This window comes from Sphingomonas sp. P3_C6 (genome assembly GCF_056402595.1).
Map to the genome: position 1 here is coordinate 547,785 of NZ_JBFUHB010000001.1, position 18,000 is coordinate 565,784.

Sequence of the window (18,000 nt, forward strand, 5' to 3'; positions counted from 1 at the left end):
CGCCGGCCCGGGCCCGGCATTCCGGTTATTCCGCAGCGGCCACCTTTTTTGCAGGAGCCTTCTTGGCCGGAGCCTTTTTCGCCGCCGGCTTCTTGGCAGCGGCCTTTTTCGGGGCAGCCTTTTTCTTGCTCTTCTTCGCAGGGGCTGCGGCGGCGCGGGCGTCGATCAGCTGGGCCGCTTCCTCCAGGGTGAGCTGGTCCTTCTCTACCGACTTGGGCAGGGTCGCGTTCGTCTCGCCGTCGGTGACATAAGGGCCGAAACGCCCTTCCATCAGCTTGATCTCGGCCTCGGTACGCGGGTGCTTGCCCAGAACCTTGAGCGGCTCGCGGCTGCCGCGTTGCGGGCGTCCACCGCCGGCTGCTGCCTCGGCCAGCTTGACCACGGCTGCATTCATGCCGGTCTCGAACACCTCGGCGGTCGAGGTGAGGCGGGCATATTTGCCGTCATGCGCCAGATATGGGCCATAACGCCCGATCGACGCAGTGATCGGATTGCCGGTCTCCGGATGCGTGCCCACGGTGCGCGGCAGGCTCAGCAGCTTCAGCGCCCATTCCAGGCCGAAATCCTCGCCGGGCACGTCCTTCGGGATCGAGGCGCGCTTGGCGTCCTTGCCGTCACCGAGCTGGACATAAGGGCCGAAGCGGCCACTGCGCTTCGTCACCTCGGCGCCGGTCTCCGGATCCTGGCCCATCACCTCGGGGCCGGTATCGCCGGCATCGCCGTCGCTGCCCGGCTGGCCGAAACGGCGGGTGAATTTACAGTCCGGATAATTGGAGCACGCGACGAACGCGCCGAACTTGCCCCCGCGCAGCGCCAGATGGCCTTGTCCGCAATTGGGGCAGAGCCGCGGATCGCCGCCATCGGCCTTGGCCGGGAACAGATAGGGCTCCAGGAACTTGTCGAGTGCCGCCGTCACTTCCGACGGCTTCTGTTCCATCACCTCGGTAGTGCGCGGCTTGAAGTCCTTCCAGAAGGATTCGAGCACCGCCTGCCACTGTGCACGGCCGCCCGACACTTCGTCGAGCTCGTCTTCCAGCCCGGCAGTGAAATCATAACCGACATATTTCTCGAAGTAGCGCTCGAGGAACGCCGTCACCAGACGCCCGCTTTCCTCCGCGAAGAAACGGTTCTTCTCCACCTTCACATAGGCGCGGTCCTTCAGCGTCTTGATGATCGAGGCATAGGTGGACGGGCGCCCGATGCCGAGCTCCTCCAGCCGCTTGACCAAAGACGCTTCGGAGAAGCGCGGCGGCGGCTGGGTGAAATGCTGCTCGGCATTGACGGCCTTCTTGGCCGGCGCATCGCCTTCGCGCAGGCGCGGCAGGCGGCGCGAATCCTCGTCGGCGCTGTCGTCGGTGCCTTCCTCATAAAGCGCGAGATAGCCGGGGAAGAGTACGACCTGGCCCGTCGCGCGAAGGCCGGTCTGGCCGGTGCCGTCGGCCAGCTCGACCGTGGTGCGTTCCATGCGTGCCGACGCCATCTGGCTGGCCAGCGCCCGCTTGAAGATCAGGTCGTAGAGCCGGGCATGATCGCCGCCGCCGAGCTTGTCCTTGCCGAAATCGGTCGGGCGGATCGCCTCATGCGCTTCCTGCGCATTCTTGGCCTTGGTCTGGTACATGCGCGGCTTGTCCGGGACATAGCCTGCGTCATAGCGGTCGGCGATCGCTTTGCGCGCAGCCGAGATGGCAGAGCCGTCCATCTGCACCCCGTCGGTTCGCATGTAGGTGATCGCGCCGTCCTCATAGAGGCCCTGGGCGATGCGCATCGTATGGTCGGCGGAGAAGCCGAGCTTGCGCGCAGCCTCCTGCTGCAGGGTCGATGTGGTGAAGGGCGGCGGCGGGTTGCGCGTGGCCGGCTTGACCTCGATCGTCTGCACGCTGAAGCGGCCGTCCTCGACCGCCTTCTTCGCGCGCAGCGCGGTGCCTTCCTCGCCGATCGACAGCCGGTCGATCTTCTTGCCCTCGAAGGTGACGAGCCGCGCCGTGAAGGGCGTGCCGTCCTGCTCCATATCCGCCGTGACCGACCAATATTCCTGCGGGCGGAACGCCTCGATCTCACGCTCGCGATCGACGATGATGCGCAGCGCGACCGACTGGACGCGGCCGGCCGACTTGGCACCGGGCAGCTTGCGCCACAGCACCGGCGACAGGGTGAAGCCGACCAGATAGTCGAGTGCGCGGCGTGCGCGGTACGCGTCGATCAGGTCGGTATCCAGCTCGCGCGGATGCTTCATCGCCTCTGTCACCGTCGCCTTGGTGATGGCGTTGAAGGTGACCCGCTCGACATGCTTGGGGAGCGCCTTGCGCCCGCGCAGCACCTCCTGGACATGCCAGGAGATCGCCTCGCCTTCGCGGTCAGGGTCGGTCGCGAGGATCAGCCGGTCGGCCTTCTTGGCCTCGTCGGTGATCGCCTTGAGCTGCTTTGCCTTGTCGGCGTAATTCTCCCATTCCATCGAGAAACCGTCGTCCGGATGGACCGATCCATCCTTGGCCGGCAGGTCGCGGACATGGCCGTAGCTCGCGAGAACGCGATAGTCGGATCCCAGATATTTCTCGATGGTCTTCGCCTTGGCGGGCGATTCGACGATAACAAGCTGCATGGGTTTTTAAAGCGTCCTTACGTGTACGCGCGAGGATGGAGAGGTGTTCGGGGCGGCGTCAAGCGGTCGGCTCGGTCCGGCGCAGGCTGGCAATATCGGTCATGCGAAGATTTCGACAAGGGGGTCGGTGCCCGGTTTCAACAATGAATAGATCGCCACGCCCGCCAGCCAGGAGATCGCGAAGGCGCTGAGTGTCAGGATCGACACGACCAGGGATGACGCGATCGGCCAGACGCCGCCAAGGGCGGCGGATAACCCGATCCCCACGATAAATGCCGGGACGATGATGACCAGATAGGCGCCGAGGATCGGCCAGAAGCTTTTCTGGGTCATGGCCCAGCTCTCGCTCAACGCGTCGTTCGCGCTTTTCTTGTCCGCAAGGAGGACAGCCGACGCGGCGGACCACCGGATGGCGAGGTACACACCCGGCAGGATCAGCAGCAGGGTACCCAGCAAAATACCGAGACCGGAGAGAATCCCGAGGAGGAAAAAGGACCCGAACCTCCCGCCGTCTGGTTGACGCAGACCCTGGCGCTCAAGTGCGGTGATCGTGAGATAATATTGGGCAACGATGCTGGCGATACCCGACGGGAGGGCCGAGATCGTCGGTGCATATTGTTCCAGCGCTACGTCGATGGCCGACAATATCGCCACGCACCCGATCAGGGGGACACCGTTTTCGCGAATGATCGCGCCCAGGCGTTCGAAGATCTGCCCCGTCGTAACCTGATCGCTGATCATGTCCGTCCTCTTTCAGACCAGGCTGATCCGGCCGCCGGCATGACGCTCCAGCCGGCCGGCCAGTTCCAGTTCGAGCAGCACGGTCTGCACGATGGCGGGCGCAAGCCCCGACTGGCGGATCAGTTCGTCGACCGCGACCGGCACCGGGCCGAGCAGCCCGCTCACCTCATGGCGTTCGGCATCGCTCGCGTCTTCGGGTGGCGGTCCGTCGAAGCGCGATCCGGGTGCGCGCACCATGCGCGGGTCGATCGGGCGGATCAGTTCCAGGATGTCGGCGGCCGACTGGATCAGCGTCGCGCCGTCGCGGATCAGGCCGTTGCAGCCCTGCGCGCGCGGATCGAGCGGCGATCCGGGTACGGCCATCACCTCGCGGCCCATTTCGCCGGCAAGCCGGGCGGTGATCAGCGATCCGGATTTCGGCGCCGCCTCGACCACCACCGTGCCCTGCGCCAGGCCGGCGATGATCCGGTTGCGATAGGGGAAATGGCGCGCACGCGGCTCGGTGCCCGGCGGCTGCTCGGCGATCAGCAGGCCGCGCATGGCGACGGCTTCCTGCAACGCTGCATTCTCCGGCGGATAGGCGATGTCGATACCACCGGCGATCACCGCGATCGTCCCGCTGTCGATCGACCCGACATGGGCAGCGGTGTCGACGCCGCGCGCCAGACCGGAGACGATGGTGACGTGCTCGCGGCCCAGCTCGACCGCCAGTTGCCGCGCGAAACGGCAGGCGGCGGCGGACGCGTTGCGCGCGCCCACCATCGCGATGGTGGGGCGGCGGGCCAGGCCGATATCGCCGCGGATCATCATGGCGGGCGGCGCATCGTCGAGCTCGGCGAGCAAGGCCGGATAGTCCGGGTCGTCGACGAACAGGTGGCGCGCGCCGAGCTTTGCCGCCATCGCCATCTCGCGTTCGGCCACGGCCGGCGCTGCGACGACCGGCGACTTCCCGCCGCCCCGCGCCGCCAGCTGGGGCAGCGCCTCGATCGCTGCCGCCGCGTTGCCGAAACGCCCGACCAGCTGGCGATAGGTGACGGGCCCGATCTGCGGTGTGCGGATCAGCCTGAGGCGCGCGACCGTGGCCGCCGCATCGCGCGGCGGATCGTCACGCACTCTTCGCGCCGACCTTCGGTTCGGTTCCGTTCAGGAGGCGCTCGATATTCTCGCGATGTTTCCACAGCACCAGCAGCGCGAGCGCGAGCAGTGGCAGCACGATATCGAAGGCGGAAAAGAAGGCGGCGCTCAACGGCGCGCTGAACGCGGCGGTAATGCCCGCGAGCGAGGAGAAACGCAGCAGCGCCAGCAGCCCGAGCCAGACCACCGCATAGACCAGCGCACAGGGCCAGTGGAGCGCAAGCACGATGCCCATCAGGGTCGCCACGCCCTTGCCGCCGCGGAATTTGAGCCAGACCGGATAGACATGGCCGAGAAAGGCGGCGACCGCGGCCAGCACGCCATTGCCGGGCCAGATCGCCTCGACGATCGCGACGGCGGCGAACCCCTTGGCCGCATCGAGCAACAGGGTTGCCGCTGCAAGCCCCTTGCGGCCGGTGCGCAGCACATTGGTCGCGCCGATATTGCCCGATCCGATCTTGCGGATGTCGCCTGCGCCAAAAGCACGCGTCAGGATCAGCCCGAACGGAATCGAGCCCAGCAGATAGCCGAGCAGCAGCGCGCCAGCCGGCGCCATCCAGACATATTCAGTCGGCAAAACGGATCAGCCCCCAGGTCATGGCATCATAGCCCGATATGGGTGGGCAGCCAACAACCTCTGTTAGGTCGGGCAGACGGATCACGGATGCAAGCCCCCGGCCGAGATGCCGGGCCGAGGTGACGGGCCAAGATGACGGGCCAAGATGACGGGATTGTCAAACCCGGCACCAGCGCTACATCGCGATTGTGACGGACACGCGGCCCATCCTGTTCTTCGATTCCGGGGTGGGTGGGCTGTCGGTGCTCGGGCCCACGCGCAGCCTCCTGCCCGGCGCGCCCTTTGTCTATGTCGCCGATTCGGGCGGCTTTCCCTATGGCACGAAGAGCGAAGCCGAGATCGCGGCGCGCGTGCCGGCGCTGCTCGGGCGGCTGTCGGAGCGTTATCGTCCGCGGCTGATCGTGATCGCCTGCAACACGGCGTCGACCATCGCGCTTGCCGCGGTGCGTGCGGCGCTGGACCTGCCGATCGTCGGTACCGTGCCCGCGATCAAGCCAGCCGCCGCACTCAGCGAGACACGCGTGATCGGCGTGCTCGGCACCAACGCGACGGTGCGCCAGCCCTATGTCGACGATCTCGCCGCGCGCTTCGCCGGCGATTGCCTGGTGCTGCGGCACGGATCGGCCGAGCTGGTCCAGCTCGCCGAGGCCAAGCTGCGCGGAGAGGATGCGCCGCCGGACCGTTACCGGGCGATCCTCGCCGGTCTGTTCGATCAGCCTGGCGGCGACCGGATTGACGTGATCGTCAACGCCTGCACGCATTTCCCGCTGGTGGTCGAGGAATTGGCGGCGGCGGCACCCCATGCGGTGCGCTTCGTCGACGGGTCGGAAGGCATTGCGCGCCGAGTCGCCCATCTAACCAACGACCAGTCATGGCCCGGCAGTCCCGGCGACGGAATCGCGGTGTTCACCGGTCATGCCGATCACGGCGCGCTGAAGCCGGTGCTCGCCCGCTACGGCCTCATGCGGGTCGAGGCACTCTAGGCGACTCGGCCGGCGGCTCTGCCGGCTCGGCCGCCAGCACGGCATAACGACTCGCCAGATCGTGATGGACACGGCGCGCAGACCGGTCGGTGGTCCGCCCGGCGAGCTCGCGCTCCTGCGCTGCCCGGCGAGCATAATAGTCCTGTTTTCCGTCGCTTGTAATGGTTTCGGCCATGGTAAGAAGCTCCGTGCGTGTAGCGGGAGCGCATCGCGTCTCTCGGTCGCGGGCCTGTGTTCAGCCACCTGTCCGTGACGTTCGTTCATAGCATGAAAACGACACGCCCGCGATTGATCCACGCTAAGAACCACACTCAAAGGGAACGCTCATCAAGCGAGCATTCATCGCGCGTAAAATACTGGAAATCCGCACCTCAGGGGTCTAGGGCGAGCGATATGGAAGCGGATGGCACGGCACTGCGCGGGGTCGATTACTCGCGCATTTTCACCCAGGCGATCGATCGACTGCATGTCGAGGGCCGGTATCGCGTCTTCATCGACATCCTGCGCAACAAGGGGGCGTTTCCGAACGCGCGCTGTTTCGCGGGCCATAACGGGCCGAAACCGATCACGGTGTGGTGCTCGAACGACTATCTCGCCATGGGCCAGCATCCGGCGGTGATCGCAGCGATGGAAGAGGCGCTGCACGATGTCGGCGCGGGCTCGGGCGGCACGCGCAATATCGGCGGCAACACGCATTACCATGTCGATCTGGAGGGCGAGCTCGCCGATCTCCACGACAAGGAAGGCGCTTTGCTGTTCACCTCGGGCTATGTCTCGAACGAGGCGACGCTCGCGACGCTCGCCAAGATCCTGCCGGGCTGCATCATCTTCTCCGACGAGATGAACCATGCCTCGATGATCGCGGGCATCCGCAATTCGGGCTGCGAGAAGCATGTCTTCCGCCACAATGATCTCGATCATCTCGAGGAACTGCTGGCGGCGGTCGATCCGGCCGCGCCGAAGCTGATCGCGTTCGAGAGCGTCTATTCGATGGAGGGCGACGTCGCCCCGATCGCGGCGATCTGCGATCTCGCCGACAAGTACAGCGCGCTGACCTATCTGGACGAAGTCCATGCGGTCGGCATGTACGGGACGCGCGGCGGCGGCATCTCGGAGCGCGACGGCGTCGCCGGGCGGCTGACCATCATCGAGGGCACCCTGGGCAAGGCGTTCGGGGTGATGGGCGGCTATATCACCGCCGATCAGACGATCATCGACGTGATCCGCTCCTATGCGCCGGGCTTCATCTTCACCACCTCGCTGTCGCCGGTGCTGGTCGCCGGCGCGCTGGCGAGCGTGCGGCACCTCAAGGCATCGGGCGTCGAGCGCGAGGGCCAGCAGGCTGCGGCGACCTTGCTGAAGACGATGATGGCCGAGGCCGGCTTGCCGGTGATGAACTCGACCACGCACATCGTGCCGCTGATGGTCGGCGATCCGGTCAAGGCCAAGAAGATCAGCGACATCCTGCTCGCCGAGTACGGCGTGTACGTGCAGCCGATCAATTACCCCACCGTGCCGCGCGGTACCGAACGGCTGCGCTTCACCCCCGGCCCCGCGCATGACGAAGCCATGATGCGCGAACTCGTCGGTGCCCTGGTCGAAATCTGGGGCCGCCTCGAACTGCGCATGGCCGCCTGAGCGGCCAACATTCCCGCCGATTCGCGGCTTCAATTTTTCTTCCGCTGTTTTGTTGGATTCCGCATCCGAAATCCTGACCTGTTTTCAACGGGTTGAACGACGTTTCCCCGTTACCGCATAACAGGGGAAAATCGCCGGCTTTCTGACGAAAACCCCGCTGTTTTACCGCCGTTCCGGCAGAAAAACCGTCCGACATTCTCACCATGTCAAAGAGCCGGACAGGGCGCGCTTGCGTCCCATCCGGTTCCAGCGTGCGCAACCGGGCGATCGGTTGAATCGAGGCCTGATCCCTCCCTCGCAAGGCGAGGGAGGGAAGGGGGCAGCCGTCAGGTGACCCCGTGCATCCACTTCTTCAGCGGCCAGGACAGGAGCAGCAGGAGCAGCCCGAGCCCGATCGCGATATAGGAGATCGTCGTGAACACGCCGGTATAGGTCTCCAGGCTGACCTTCAGATTGGTCACCTGTCCGCCGACCGTCTCGACGCTGGCCACCTGCGCCACTGCGCCCGCGACATATTGCGCGACGGAGATCGACAGGAACCACACGCCCATCATCATGCCGACGATCCGCGCGATCGACAATTTGGTGATCATCGAAAGCCCGACCGGCGAGATGCAGAGTTCGGCGATCGAATGGATCAGGTACAGGCCGGCGAGCCACGCCATGCCGACCTTGAAGTCGCTGCCGACGAACTGGCTGCCCCAGACGAGGAACAGGAAGCCGGCGCCAACGCCCATGAGCGCGATGGCGAACTTGATCGGGATCGACGGTTCCAGCCCGCGGCGCGCCAGGGCATTCCACAACACGCTGAAGATCGGCGCGAAGATGRCGATGAACAACGCGTTGAAGATCTGGGTCTGCCCGGCCGGCATCACATAGACGGCCTCGCTGCCGAACCCGTGGGTCCGTGCGACATGCATGCCGATCAGGCCGGCCACCGCAACGACGGCGAAACCGATGGCCAGGATGCGCCGCGTCTCCGCCTGCTCGCCCGAGGCGAAGAACCAGAAGCCGAGCCAGGAAACCCCGCCGATCACTGCGGCAAAGAACAGATAATAGGTGATGGGTGTCGCCTGGAACATCGCGAACAGCGGCGCGGTCCAGCCGATCTCGAGCACGGTGTTGCGCGCGGCAAACAGGGTCAGGGAGGATCCGGCCTGCTCGAACAGGGTCCAGAACACCACGTTGAAGATGATCAGCACCATCGCCGCCATCATCATCTGGAACTCGGCCTTGCTTCCCTTGGCGAAGGACCAGATCAGAATGGCCGGCACGCCGAGCAGGAAGGTGCCGAACAGTGCCTTGCCCATGATCGGCAGGTTCATGACATACCCGATCACGCCCGATCCTTCCGGCGGCGCGACATAGTTCATCAGGTTCCAGAACAGGAAGATGACGAGCGGCACGGTCACTAGCGCGCCGCCATAGATCCACCAGTCGCGGTTGGTCGGCGCGTCGGCCGGGCGTTCGCCATAGCCGACAAGCCGGCCGCCATCGAACTGGAACAGCAGCCAGGAACAGGTCATGCCGATCGCGGCGAGGCCGAAGCCGGCCCACCAGCCGACGCCCTCGGCGAGGATCGGGCAGAAGAATTGCGAAATCAGCGAACCGAGGTTGATGCCCATATAGAACATCGTGAACCCGGCATCGCGCCGCCGGTCTCCGCTGGCATAAAGCTCACCTACCATGGTCGAGATGTTCGGCTTGAAGAAGCCGTTGCCCACGGTGACGAGCGACAGGCCGAGCAGCATGATGAAGACGAAGAAGGGCGAGCGCTCGCCGTCCGACTTGAAGCCGTTCGGTGCGATCTTGCGCACCTCATGCCCGTCCGTCGCCAGCAGCGAGACGCTCTTGTCGTCATTGCCGCGGATCTGCAGCTTCTGATCCTTGTCGATCAGGAACTGCTTGCCCGCATCGCCCTTGCCCTCGACCACCACCTCATAGCGCTGGCCATCGATCGTCGCGAAGGGCGTGGCGCCATTGCCGCCGAAGCAGAGCGTGAAATAGCCGACCGCCATCATGATTGCGCCGAACTTCACGGTGCGCTTGGACCCGAGATACTGGTCGGCGATCAGGCCGCCGATCAGCGGGGTCAGGTAAACCAGGGCGGTGAAGCCGCCATAGATGCCGGTCGAGGTCTGGTCGTTGAACAGGAAATGATTGGCGAGATAGAGCGTCAGGATCGCCCGCATGCCGTAATAGCCGAAGCGTTCCCACATCTCGGTGGTGAACAGCCGCTTGAGCTGCGGCGGATGGCCGAACCAGACGGCGTCGCTTGCCGGGTTCACATGGGTGATATCCGGCTCTCGCGGGCTGTCCGCGGTCGGGGTGTCCACCATTTTCGTTAGCTCCCTCAATAACTTCCCGCCGTCGAAAGCGGCGGTGCTGATGGAGCGAACCTAGCGGCATACGCCGGGGTGTAAATACGCGCGCCCAGCCCCTAGATGGCGGTCATGTTCAACGACACCAGCAGCCCGCTCGCGCTCCTTTCCACCCGCCGCTCGGGCAAGCCCCGCGATCTTGTGGCGCCCGGGCCGGACGAGGCCCAGCTTGCGCAGATATTGGAGATCGCGGCGCGCACGCCCGATCACGGCAAGCTCGCCCCGTGGCGCTTCGTCGTGGTCCCGTCCGATCGCCGCGATGTGCTGGCTGAGGTCATCATCAGCGCCTATCGCGCCGAGCGTCCTCAGGCCGCGCGGCTCGAGATCGAAGCGCTCGAGCAGTTCGCCCGCCAGGCGCCTACGCTTATCGTCATCCTGTCCTCACCCAAGGTCGAAAGCCATATCCCGCTGTGGGAGCAGGAGCTGTCCGCTGGGGCGGCCTGCATGAATCTGCTCCATGCGGTTCACGCGTCCGGATTCGCCGGCGGATGGCTCACCGGATGGCCGGCTTATAACGAAGCGGTGCGCGATGCTTTCGGGGCTGCGCCCGAAAAAATCGTCGGATTCGTGTTCATTGGCACGCCATCAAAGCCCCTGGAGGAGCGTCCGCGTCCGGAATCGGACAAAATTGTTCGATATTGGACATAGTATGGACTCGGGGGGTAATTGCTGTATTATTGCACCATGACAGCGTTGAACAGCGAAGACAGCCCCGTTTACATCAAGCTGCGCGGCACGATTTCAGCCGCGATCCTGCGCGGAGAATATCGCGCCGGTGATCAGCTTCCTTCGGTCCGCGCGCTCGCGGCCGAGCATGGCGCCAACCCGCTGACGGTGGCCAAGGCCTATCAGAGCTTCCAGGACGACGGCTATGTCGAGGTCCGCCGCGGCGTGGGCATGTTCGTCCTGCCCGGCGCAGCCGAAAAGCTCCGCGCTGCCGAGCGCGATCATTTCATTCGCGAAAGCTGGCCGCGCATTCGGGCGCACATCACGCTGCTCGGCCTGAACACCGAGGAACTGCTGGAGCGCGAAGAGGCGTAAGCCCGGATGGTCGCCCCGGACGTGTTCCGGGGGTCGTCGCTCTGCAAGCGCAGCGCTTCATTACCGATCGCATCGCTCGCTGGACGATGGATGCCGGAACAGGTCCGGCATGACGAGAAACGTCAGGCCGCGAACGCGTCCGCCGGCACCGAATACAGCACATCCGCCTTGGCCATCGCCGCTGCCTTCAGACCCATCGCCTCGGGCACGATCTGCTCGATATAGAAGCGCACGCTCGCGACCTTCATCGCGAGGAACGCCGGATCGCCCGATCCGCCTGCGGCAGCGCGACCCTGCTTTTCCATCAGCCAGCCGCACGCTGCCGTCGAGAGCATGGTGAGGAACGGATAACTCGCCGCCAGCCTGTCGTCGGCGTCCCGGCTCATCAGGTCGCGGCCGATTGCGTCACACGCATCGATCAGCGCGACCAGCCCTGCATCCTTCGCCTCGGCGCGCATGTCGGCGATCAGCCGGGCGAACACGCCGCCATTATCGAGGCCAAGCTTGCGCCCGACCAGATCGGCCGCCTGGATACCGTTGGTACCCTCATAGATCGGGGTGATTCGCGCATCGCGGAAGAACTGGGCGGCACCCGTCTCCTCTATATAGCCCATGCCGCCATGCACCTGCACGCCGATCGAGCTGACCTCGCAGCCGATGTCGGTGCCATGCGCCTTGGCAAGCGGGGTGAGCAGGTCGAGCCGTTCCTGCGCGCCCGCCTCGCCGATCGTGGCACGGTCGACATGGGCGGCGGCGTAATAGACCAGGGCGCGGGCGGCCTGGGTCTGCGCCTTCATCCGCATCAGCATGCGGCGGACATCGGGATGCTCGATGATCGCGACGCTCTCGCGGCTCGGCGACCCGGCGCGGGCCGACTGGATTCGATCGCGGGCATAGGCGACTGCGGCCTGGGTCGCGCGCTCGGCAACCTGGGCGCCCTGCAGCCCGACATTGAGCCGGGCATTGTTCATCATGGTGAACATCGCCCGGATGCCGCCAAGCTCCTCGCCGATCAGCTCGCCGATACAATCGTCATTGTCGCCGAAACTCAGCACGCAGGTGGGCGAGGCATGAAGCCCCATCTTGTGCTCGATCGAAACGACGCGGACATCGTTCGGTTCGCCAGGATTGCCGTCCGCATCGAGCCGGTATTTGGGCACCAGGAACAGCGAGATGCCCTTGGTGCCCGGCGGCGCGTCGGGCGTGCGGGCGAGCACGAGATGGACGATGTTGGGCGCCATGTCATGGTCGCCGAACGAGATGAAGATCTTGGTCCCCTTGATGCTCCAGGTGCCGTCGCCACGTGGCTTTGCCTGGGTACGCAGCGCGCCGACGTCGGATCCGGCCTGGGGCTCGGTCAGGTTCATCGTGCCGGTCCAGGCGCCGGTTGCGAGATGCGGCAGGTACAGCGCCTGCTGCTCGGGCGACCCGTGATGGATCAGGGCCTCGATCGCGCCGACCGTCAGCGTCGGCGCGAGCGCCAGGCCCATGTTCGCCGCGCCGAGTGTGTCGAGCACCGCGGTCTGGATCGCGAAGGGCAGCCCCTGGCCGCCAAAGGCCTCGGGCACGCCGATCGTGCCCCAACCGCCCTCGACATAGTCGCGATACGCCTTGCCGAAGCCATCGGGCATCACGACGCCGTCGGGTGTCCATTTCGCGCCGACCGTATCGCCGTCGCGCAACAGGGGCGCCCATTCGCCGGCCGCGAAATCGCCGATGCCCTCGAGCACCGCCTCGACGACGTCCTCGGTCGCGGCGGCGAAACGCTCGGAGTCGGCAATCGTGCCGATGCCGACGACATGATCGAGGACGAAGCGCTGGTCGGCGGTGGGGGCGGTGAAACTCATGACATTTCTCTTCCTGCAATCGGCCGCGCTATAGCGCCGCACGATGAGCCCGCCAAACCCACCCGCCCTAACGCGCACCTTACCCTACGGCGAGGCCGCAATCGCCGAAGCCGCCGCCGTCATCGCGGCGGGCGATCCGGTCGCGATTCCGACCGAAACGGTCTACGGCCTCGCCGCCGACGCGACCGATTCGCGTGCCGTGGCGGGTATCTACGCCGCCAAGGGCCGGCCGAGCTTCAACCCGTTGATCGTTCATGTGCTCGATCGCGCGGCGGCCGAGAAGATTGCGACGTTCGACGCGGCGGCGAGCAACCTGGCTGATGCTTTCTGGCCCGGGCCGCTGACCCTCGTGCTGCCGCTCCGGCCTGACACCGGGATTGCGTCGCTGGTCACGGCGGGGCTCGATACCATCGCGATCCGCGTCCCGGCGCACCGCGCGATGCGGGCGCTACTGGAGGCGACGGGCAAACCTCTCGCCGCACCGTCGGCCAATGCCAGCGGTTCGATCAGCCCCACGCGGGCGGCGCATGTGCTGGCGAGCCTGGGCGGGCGGATAGCGTTGATCGTCGACGATGGCGCGACCGAGGCGGGGCTGGAGTCGACGATCGTGATGACGGGCAACGGCGTGCAGGTGCTGCGCCCGGGCCCGATTACGGCGGAAGCCATCTCCGACCTGCTCCCCGGCGAAGGCCGGGGCCCAGTTGCGGCTCCCTCCGATACCGGTCTCTCCGATACTGGGCCGCGGCCTTCGCGGGGGAGCAGAGTAGTGACAGCGCCCGGCCAGCTCGACAGCCACTACGCCCCCTCCAAACCCCTGCGCATCAATGCCAGTGCACCCGCCCCCGACGAGTGGTCGATCGGGTTCGGTTCTATCTCCGGCGACGACACATTGTCGGCGGCGGGCGACCTGACCGAAGCCGCGGCGGCGCTGTTTTCCGCCCTGCATCGTGCCGATTCCTCGACAAAACCGCGCATCGCCGTCGCGCCCGTCCCGCAAACAGGCCTCGGCGTGGCGATCAACGACCGGCTCAGGCGGGCGGCGTACCGCGACTGACCTCTTTACGTCTCCGTAACGGCCGCTAACGTCACCTCCAACGACTCGGTAAAGAAAGAGGAAACCATGGTGACGAACACGCAGCGGGGGCTCGCGGAGTTTCTCGGTACCTTCTGGCTGGTATTTGGCGGGTGCGGCAGCGCGGTGCTGGCGGCGGGTTTTCCGGAACTCGGCATCGGTTTTGTCGGCGTGTCGCTCGCCTTCGGCCTGACCGTGCTGACCATGGCCTATTCGATCGGCCATATCTCGGGTTGCCACCTCAACCCGGCGGTCACCTTCGGCCTGTGGGCCGGCGGGCGCTTCTCGGGCAAGGACATCCCGCTCTACGTCATCGCCCAGGTCCTCGGCGCGACGGTTGCCGCCTATCTCCTCTATTTCATCGCCAGCGGCGCGCCGGGCTTTACGCTGCCGGCCAACGGGATGGCAGTGAACGGGCTCGAATCGCTGTCGCCCGGCCATTATTCGCTGGTCGCCGGCCTGACGATCGAGGCGGTGCTGACCTTCTTCTTTCTGCTGGTGATCATGGGATCGACCGACACCCGCGCACCCGCCGGCTTCGCCCCGATCGCGATCGGCCTTGCGCTGACCCTGATCCACCTGATCAGCATCCCGGTCACCAACACCTCGGTGAACCCTGCGCGAAGCACCGGCCCGGCGCTGGTCGTCGGCGGGCTGGCGCTGCAGCAGCTCTGGTGGTTCTGGCTCGCGCCGATCGTTGGCGGGCTGCTCGGCGGCCTCGCCTACAAGACGCTCGGTGCCGATGCGTCGAAGAAGCCGCCGATCGAAGGCGAAGCGCTCTGATCCTGAAACGCCCTTCCCTGAAGGGGAGGGCGTTCGGAGCTTACGCCGCCACCCCGGTCTTCGACCGGTTGGCAAAGCTCTTGCGCAGCTTCTTCAGTGGGATCGCGGCCAGGCAATAGGGGTTCGACTGGCCTTCGCCCTCCCAATAGGATCGCGGGAGCGCGAGACAATTGGATTAAAGGTTGAACTTCAGCGTCGCGCGGATGTCGCGGCCGGCGAGCGGTGCGAAATCCTTGAGGAAGCTCGCCGCACGGCGCGCATTGACGTCGAACAGGTTGTTGGCGCTGATCATCAGCATCGTCTTGTTGGCCTGGCCGAACGGTTTGATCCCCAGCGAGGCATTGACCATCGTATAGCCGTCGGTCGGCGTCTCGAACGCCGCGATCCGGTTCTGGTCGAACACATGCTCAACCTCGAGCCGGCCGTTGAGCGTGTCGCCCTGCGCCTCGACGCCGCCAAGCACGCGCGCCGGCGGGATGCGCGGCAGCGGCCCCTGGTCGACGATCGAGGCATGGACATAGTCGCCCAGCACATCGGCATTGATCTTGTAGCCGCCGATCTGCCCAAGCAGCACCGACGCCTCGGCCTCCACGCCATAATAGGTCGCATCGGTCTGCTGCGACTGGAAGCACGGAAACTCGACGGTGCGCCCGCTCGGCGCGGCCGCGGCTTCGCACACCGCCTGCGCGACCTGAATGTCGGCGATATAGTTGGTGAAGCGGTTGTAATAGGCCGACGCGTCGAAGCTGAAGCCATTGCCATGCGCGTGCAGCGTGCCTTCTAGGCCCCAGCTCTTCTCCAGCCTGAAATCGGGATTGCCGAGCTCATAGGCCTGAGTGCCTGCATGGGCGCCGTTGGCGAACAGCTCCTCGGCGGAAGGCGCGCGTTCCGTGCGCGACAGGTTCAGGCCGATGCGGACCGCGTCGCTGATCCCGTAGGACGCGCCGATCGATCCCGACAGCGCTTCGAAGTGCCGTTGCCCGGCAAAGAAGCGCTCGTCGCCGAGTGGCGTGCGCGCCGCGACGTCGGACAGCTCGTAGCGCAGGCCCGCCTCGGCCTTGAACGTGCCCATGTCGAGCTGCTGCAAGGTGAAGAGGCCGGTCTGGTTGGTCTCGTTCTTGGGCAGGAACGCCTCGTCGCCGACCACGTCGAACACGCGGTTGAAATATTGCACGCCCGACGCGCCGACCCATGCACCCTTCTTGGCCTGGACCAGCTCGATCCGGGCCTCGGTGCCGTTATTGTAGAACGCGGTGCCGATCGCGCCGTCCGGCTCGAGCTCGAAATGGCGATAGGTGGCATGGCCGGCGCGCAGGCGGATCTTGTCGAGGAAGCCGCCGCCGGTATTGACCTCGGCGCGCAGGTCGAAGCGGTTCTGCACGATGTCGAGGCGCGGCGCCTCCTGGCCCTGATCGGGGAGCGTCGCATAGCGGATCGGCACGCCGTACAGGCTGTCATAATGGCTGTACGATACGCCCAGGCTGCCCGTGTCGGTGATGATCGAGGCGCCGACACCCGCCGTCCAGGTCTCCGCTGCCGAATTGGGCAGGGTGCCGCGAATCGCGGCATTCGCGGCATAGTCGATCGGATCCTCGCCGGGTGCGGGCGGGGCCGCCGGCAGCTTGCTGGTCGCGATCGCTTCGTGGCGGCGCTGGTCGGTCAGCGCATAGCCGCCGATCCTGAGGTCGCCGCTCTTGGAATATGAGCCGTCGGCATGCAGCACGAGGTGCTCGCCGAACGCCACATCGCCGGCAAGGCCCCCGGACCGCTCGTTCGCCGCCGAGCCATAGGTCGCGATGCCGTCGAGGCGATAGCCCCTGGCCGGAATGGCGCGGGGAATACGCGTATCGATGACGTTGACCACGCCGCCGACCGCCGAGGAGCCGAACAACAAGGCGGAGGGGCCGCGCAGCACCTCGATTCGCTCCGACAGCAGCGGATCGATGATCACCGCGTGGTCGACCGAGGTGTTGGAGACATCGATCGATCCGATGCCGTCGGTCAGCACGCGCACGCGCTCGCCCTGGAAGCCGCGCAGGATCGGGCGCGACGCGCTCGGGCCGAACGAGGTCGCCGAAACGCCGGGCTGCCTGGCCAGTGTCTCGCCGATCGTCGGCTTCAGGTTGCGGGTCAGTTCCTCGCCGCTGACCACTGACGTGCCCGAGAGAACGTCGGTCTCGCTCTGGCGGAAAGGCGCGGTGACGATCACGTCATGGCCCTGGTCGGCGACAGGGGCGGAATCCCGTACCGGCGCCGACGCTGCATCCTGCGCAAGCGCCGGGCTCGCGATCATCAGGGCGGATCCCGCAAGCAGGGCGATCTTCAACGTCATGGCACACTCCGACGGGGCATTGTGCAGTGCAGTATATGCCATGTTACAAGGTATCAATAACTGTTCGCCGTCGCCCGTGCACGCCTCATCGCCGAACTGCTGTCATTGCTGCGTTGCCAGGTCGTGGCGTTACGCGTCTGCGAAGATGGTCGATGCGCCGGCACGCCTGAGGCGTAGCCAGGCACCGAGCGCCCACCAGGCGAGCGCCCAGAGTGTGCCGAAGCTCCATCCGGCAATCACGTCGCTCGGCCAATGCACGCCGAGATAGACCCGGCTGCAACCGATCGCGGTGACGAGCAGCGCGGCGACGATCAGGATATAGATGCGGGCGCGTCGTTCCTCGACGATCTGCACGATCAGCGAGGCGATGGTGAGATAGATGATCGCGCTGTTCGCCGCATGGCCGCTCGGGAAGCTGGCGGAGGTTACCTGGACGAGATGATCGGTCAGTTCGGGGCGGGCGCGACCGATCAGGGCCTTGGCTATCGCAACGGCAATCGATCCGGAGATGGTCCCGCCGAGTACCAGCGCCATGGTCAGCCAGTGGCGTTGCACTGCCAGGAACCCGGCGATGATCGTCACGAGGATCACCAGCCCGGTCTCGCCGCCCAGCGCCGTCACGTCGATCATCGCCTGTTTCAGCCAGAAGGGCCCGATCGGCGCACCGTGCATCGTGCCGTGGCGCATCGCGAGCAGCAGGTTGCGATCGAAATCGAACTGGATCCCGCGATCGATCAGCGTGCCGATCAGGCCGAGGATCAGCACCGCCAGGGCAACCGCGCCCGCACCGATCATCAGCCAGGGTGGATGGCGGATATCGTCGGGGATCTGCCCGGAATGGTCTGCGGAAGGGGCGTCTGGGGTCACCCGCC

At 65.9% G+C, this 18,000-nt stretch carries 14 protein-coding genes; 6 read left to right on the forward strand and 8 right to left on the reverse strand.

Annotated features, from left to right (window positions below):
- Positions 1 to 25: 25 nt before the first annotated feature.
- The 4 genes from topA to plsY form a co-directional block, all read right to left on the reverse strand.
- Positions 26 to 2,599, reverse strand: a complete 2,574-nt coding sequence (gene topA / locus AC1DT7_RS02670; protein WP_478034023.1) for a type I DNA topoisomerase — start codon at positions 2,597 to 2,599, stop codon at positions 26 to 28.
- A gap of 99 nt (positions 2,600 to 2,698) precedes the next feature.
- On the reverse strand, positions 2,699 to 3,340 hold the full coding sequence (locus tag AC1DT7_RS02675) for a glycerophosphoryl diester phosphodiesterase membrane domain-containing protein (RefSeq protein WP_478034024.1): 642 nt from the start codon (positions 3,338 to 3,340) through the stop codon (positions 2,699 to 2,701).
- A gap of 12 nt (positions 3,341 to 3,352) precedes the next feature.
- Positions 3,353 to 4,453, reverse strand: coding sequence for a DNA-processing protein DprA (dprA, locus tag AC1DT7_RS02680; RefSeq protein ID WP_478034025.1), 1,101 nt, complete (start codon positions 4,451 to 4,453; stop codon positions 3,353 to 3,355).
- A complete protein-coding gene (plsY, locus tag AC1DT7_RS02685; RefSeq protein ID WP_478034246.1) occupies positions 4,446 to 5,030 on the reverse strand; it encodes a glycerol-3-phosphate 1-O-acyltransferase PlsY in 585 nt (194 codons plus the stop codon). The genes dprA and plsY overlap by 8 nt, the downstream gene beginning before the upstream one ends.
- 209 nt (positions 5,031 to 5,239) lie before the next feature.
- Between plsY and murI the strand changes: the two genes are divergently transcribed.
- Positions 5,240 to 6,034, forward strand: a complete 795-nt coding sequence (gene murI / locus AC1DT7_RS02690; RefSeq protein WP_478034027.1) for a glutamate racemase — start codon at positions 5,240 to 5,242, stop codon at positions 6,032 to 6,034.
- Positions 6,035 to 6,427: 393 nt separating this feature from the next.
- On the forward strand, positions 6,428 to 7,672 hold the full coding sequence (hemA, locus tag AC1DT7_RS02695; protein ID WP_478034028.1) for a 5-aminolevulinate synthase: 1,245 nt from the start codon (positions 6,428 to 6,430) through the stop codon (positions 7,670 to 7,672).
- A gap of 326 nt (positions 7,673 to 7,998) precedes the next feature.
- On the opposite strand, the gene AC1DT7_RS02700 is transcribed toward hemA, so the two are convergent.
- A complete protein-coding gene (locus AC1DT7_RS02700; RefSeq protein ID WP_478034029.1) occupies positions 7,999 to 10,011 on the reverse strand; it encodes a peptide MFS transporter in 2,013 nt (670 codons plus the stop codon).
- Between the two features lie 114 nt (positions 10,012 to 10,125).
- Here AC1DT7_RS02700 and AC1DT7_RS02705 point away from each other — a divergent pair, with 114 nt between their 5' ends.
- Together AC1DT7_RS02705 and AC1DT7_RS02710 are read left to right on the forward strand one after the other, a co-directional pair.
- Positions 10,126 to 10,701: a nitroreductase family protein gene (locus tag AC1DT7_RS02705; RefSeq protein ID WP_478034030.1), complete on the forward strand. Its 576-nt coding sequence runs from the start codon at positions 10,126 to 10,128 to the stop codon at positions 10,699 to 10,701.
- Positions 10,702 to 10,737: 36 nt separating this feature from the next.
- Positions 10,738 to 11,094 carry a GntR family transcriptional regulator gene (locus tag AC1DT7_RS02710; protein ID WP_478034032.1) on the forward strand — a complete coding sequence of 119 codons (357 nt, stop codon included), beginning with the start codon at positions 10,738 to 10,740 and terminating at the stop codon, positions 11,092 to 11,094.
- Positions 11,095 to 11,216: 122 nt separating this feature from the next.
- On the opposite strand, the gene AC1DT7_RS02715 is transcribed toward AC1DT7_RS02710, so the two are convergent.
- Positions 11,217 to 12,941 (reverse strand): acyl-CoA dehydrogenase, encoded by a 1,725-nt coding sequence (locus tag AC1DT7_RS02715; protein ID WP_478034034.1) that lies wholly within the window; start codon positions 12,939 to 12,941, stop codon positions 11,217 to 11,219.
- Positions 12,942 to 12,984: 43 nt separating this feature from the next.
- Here AC1DT7_RS02715 and AC1DT7_RS02720 point away from each other — a divergent pair, with 43 nt between their 5' ends.
- Together AC1DT7_RS02720 and aqpZ are read left to right on the forward strand one after the other, a co-directional pair.
- Positions 12,985 to 13,995 (forward strand): L-threonylcarbamoyladenylate synthase, encoded by a 1,011-nt coding sequence (locus AC1DT7_RS02720; protein ID WP_478034035.1) that lies wholly within the window; start codon positions 12,985 to 12,987, stop codon positions 13,993 to 13,995.
- Between the two features lie 66 nt (positions 13,996 to 14,061).
- Entirely contained in the window at positions 14,062 to 14,796 is a 735-nt protein-coding gene (aqpZ, locus tag AC1DT7_RS02725) for an aquaporin Z (RefSeq protein ID WP_478034037.1), read from the forward strand.
- Between the two features lie 175 nt (positions 14,797 to 14,971).
- Here the strand turns inward: aqpZ and AC1DT7_RS02730 are convergent, their stop codons facing one another.
- Complete coding sequence (locus AC1DT7_RS02730) at positions 14,972 to 17,128, reverse strand: TonB-dependent receptor (protein WP_478034039.1); 2,157 nt, start codon at positions 17,126 to 17,128, stop codon at positions 14,972 to 14,974.
- 129 nt (positions 17,129 to 17,257) lie between these two features.
- Entirely contained in the window at positions 17,258 to 17,995 is a 738-nt protein-coding gene (locus AC1DT7_RS02735; protein WP_478034041.1) for a phosphatase PAP2 family protein, read from the reverse strand.
- Positions 17,996 to 18,000: the final 5 nt, after the last annotated feature.

What these genes read in the sequence shown, in the direction of transcription:
- topA (WP_478034023.1), bottom strand. Translation starts at nt 2,599, where the DNA reads ATGCAGCTTGTTATCGTCGAATCGCCCGCCAAGGCGAAGACCATCGAG.
- AC1DT7_RS02675 (WP_478034024.1), bottom strand. Translation starts at nt 3,340, where the DNA reads ATGATCAGCGATCAGGTTACGACGGGGCAGATCTTCGAACGCCTGGGC.
- plsY (WP_478034246.1), bottom strand. Translation starts at nt 5,030, where the DNA reads ATGGCGCCGGCTGGCGCGCTGCTGCTCGGCTATCTGCTGGGCTCGATT.
- hemA (WP_478034028.1), top strand. Translation starts at nt 6,428, where the DNA reads ATGGAAGCGGATGGCACGGCACTGCGCGGGGTCGATTACTCGCGCATT.
- AC1DT7_RS02705 (WP_478034030.1), top strand. Translation starts at nt 10,126, where the DNA reads ATGTTCAACGACACCAGCAGCCCGCTCGCGCTCCTTTCCACCCGCCGC.
- AC1DT7_RS02710 (WP_478034032.1), top strand. Translation starts at nt 10,738, where the DNA reads ATGACAGCGTTGAACAGCGAAGACAGCCCCGTTTACATCAAGCTGCGC.
- AC1DT7_RS02715 (WP_478034034.1), bottom strand. Translation starts at nt 12,941, where the DNA reads ATGAGTTTCACCGCCCCCACCGCCGACCAGCGCTTCGTCCTCGATCAT.
- AC1DT7_RS02720 (WP_478034035.1), top strand. Translation starts at nt 12,985, where the DNA reads ATGAGCCCGCCAAACCCACCCGCCCTAACGCGCACCTTACCCTACGGC.
- aqpZ (WP_478034037.1), top strand. Translation starts at nt 14,062, where the DNA reads ATGGTGACGAACACGCAGCGGGGGCTCGCGGAGTTTCTCGGTACCTTC.
- AC1DT7_RS02730 (WP_478034039.1), bottom strand. Translation starts at nt 17,128, where the DNA reads ATGACGTTGAAGATCGCCCTGCTTGCGGGATCCGCCCTGATGATCGCG.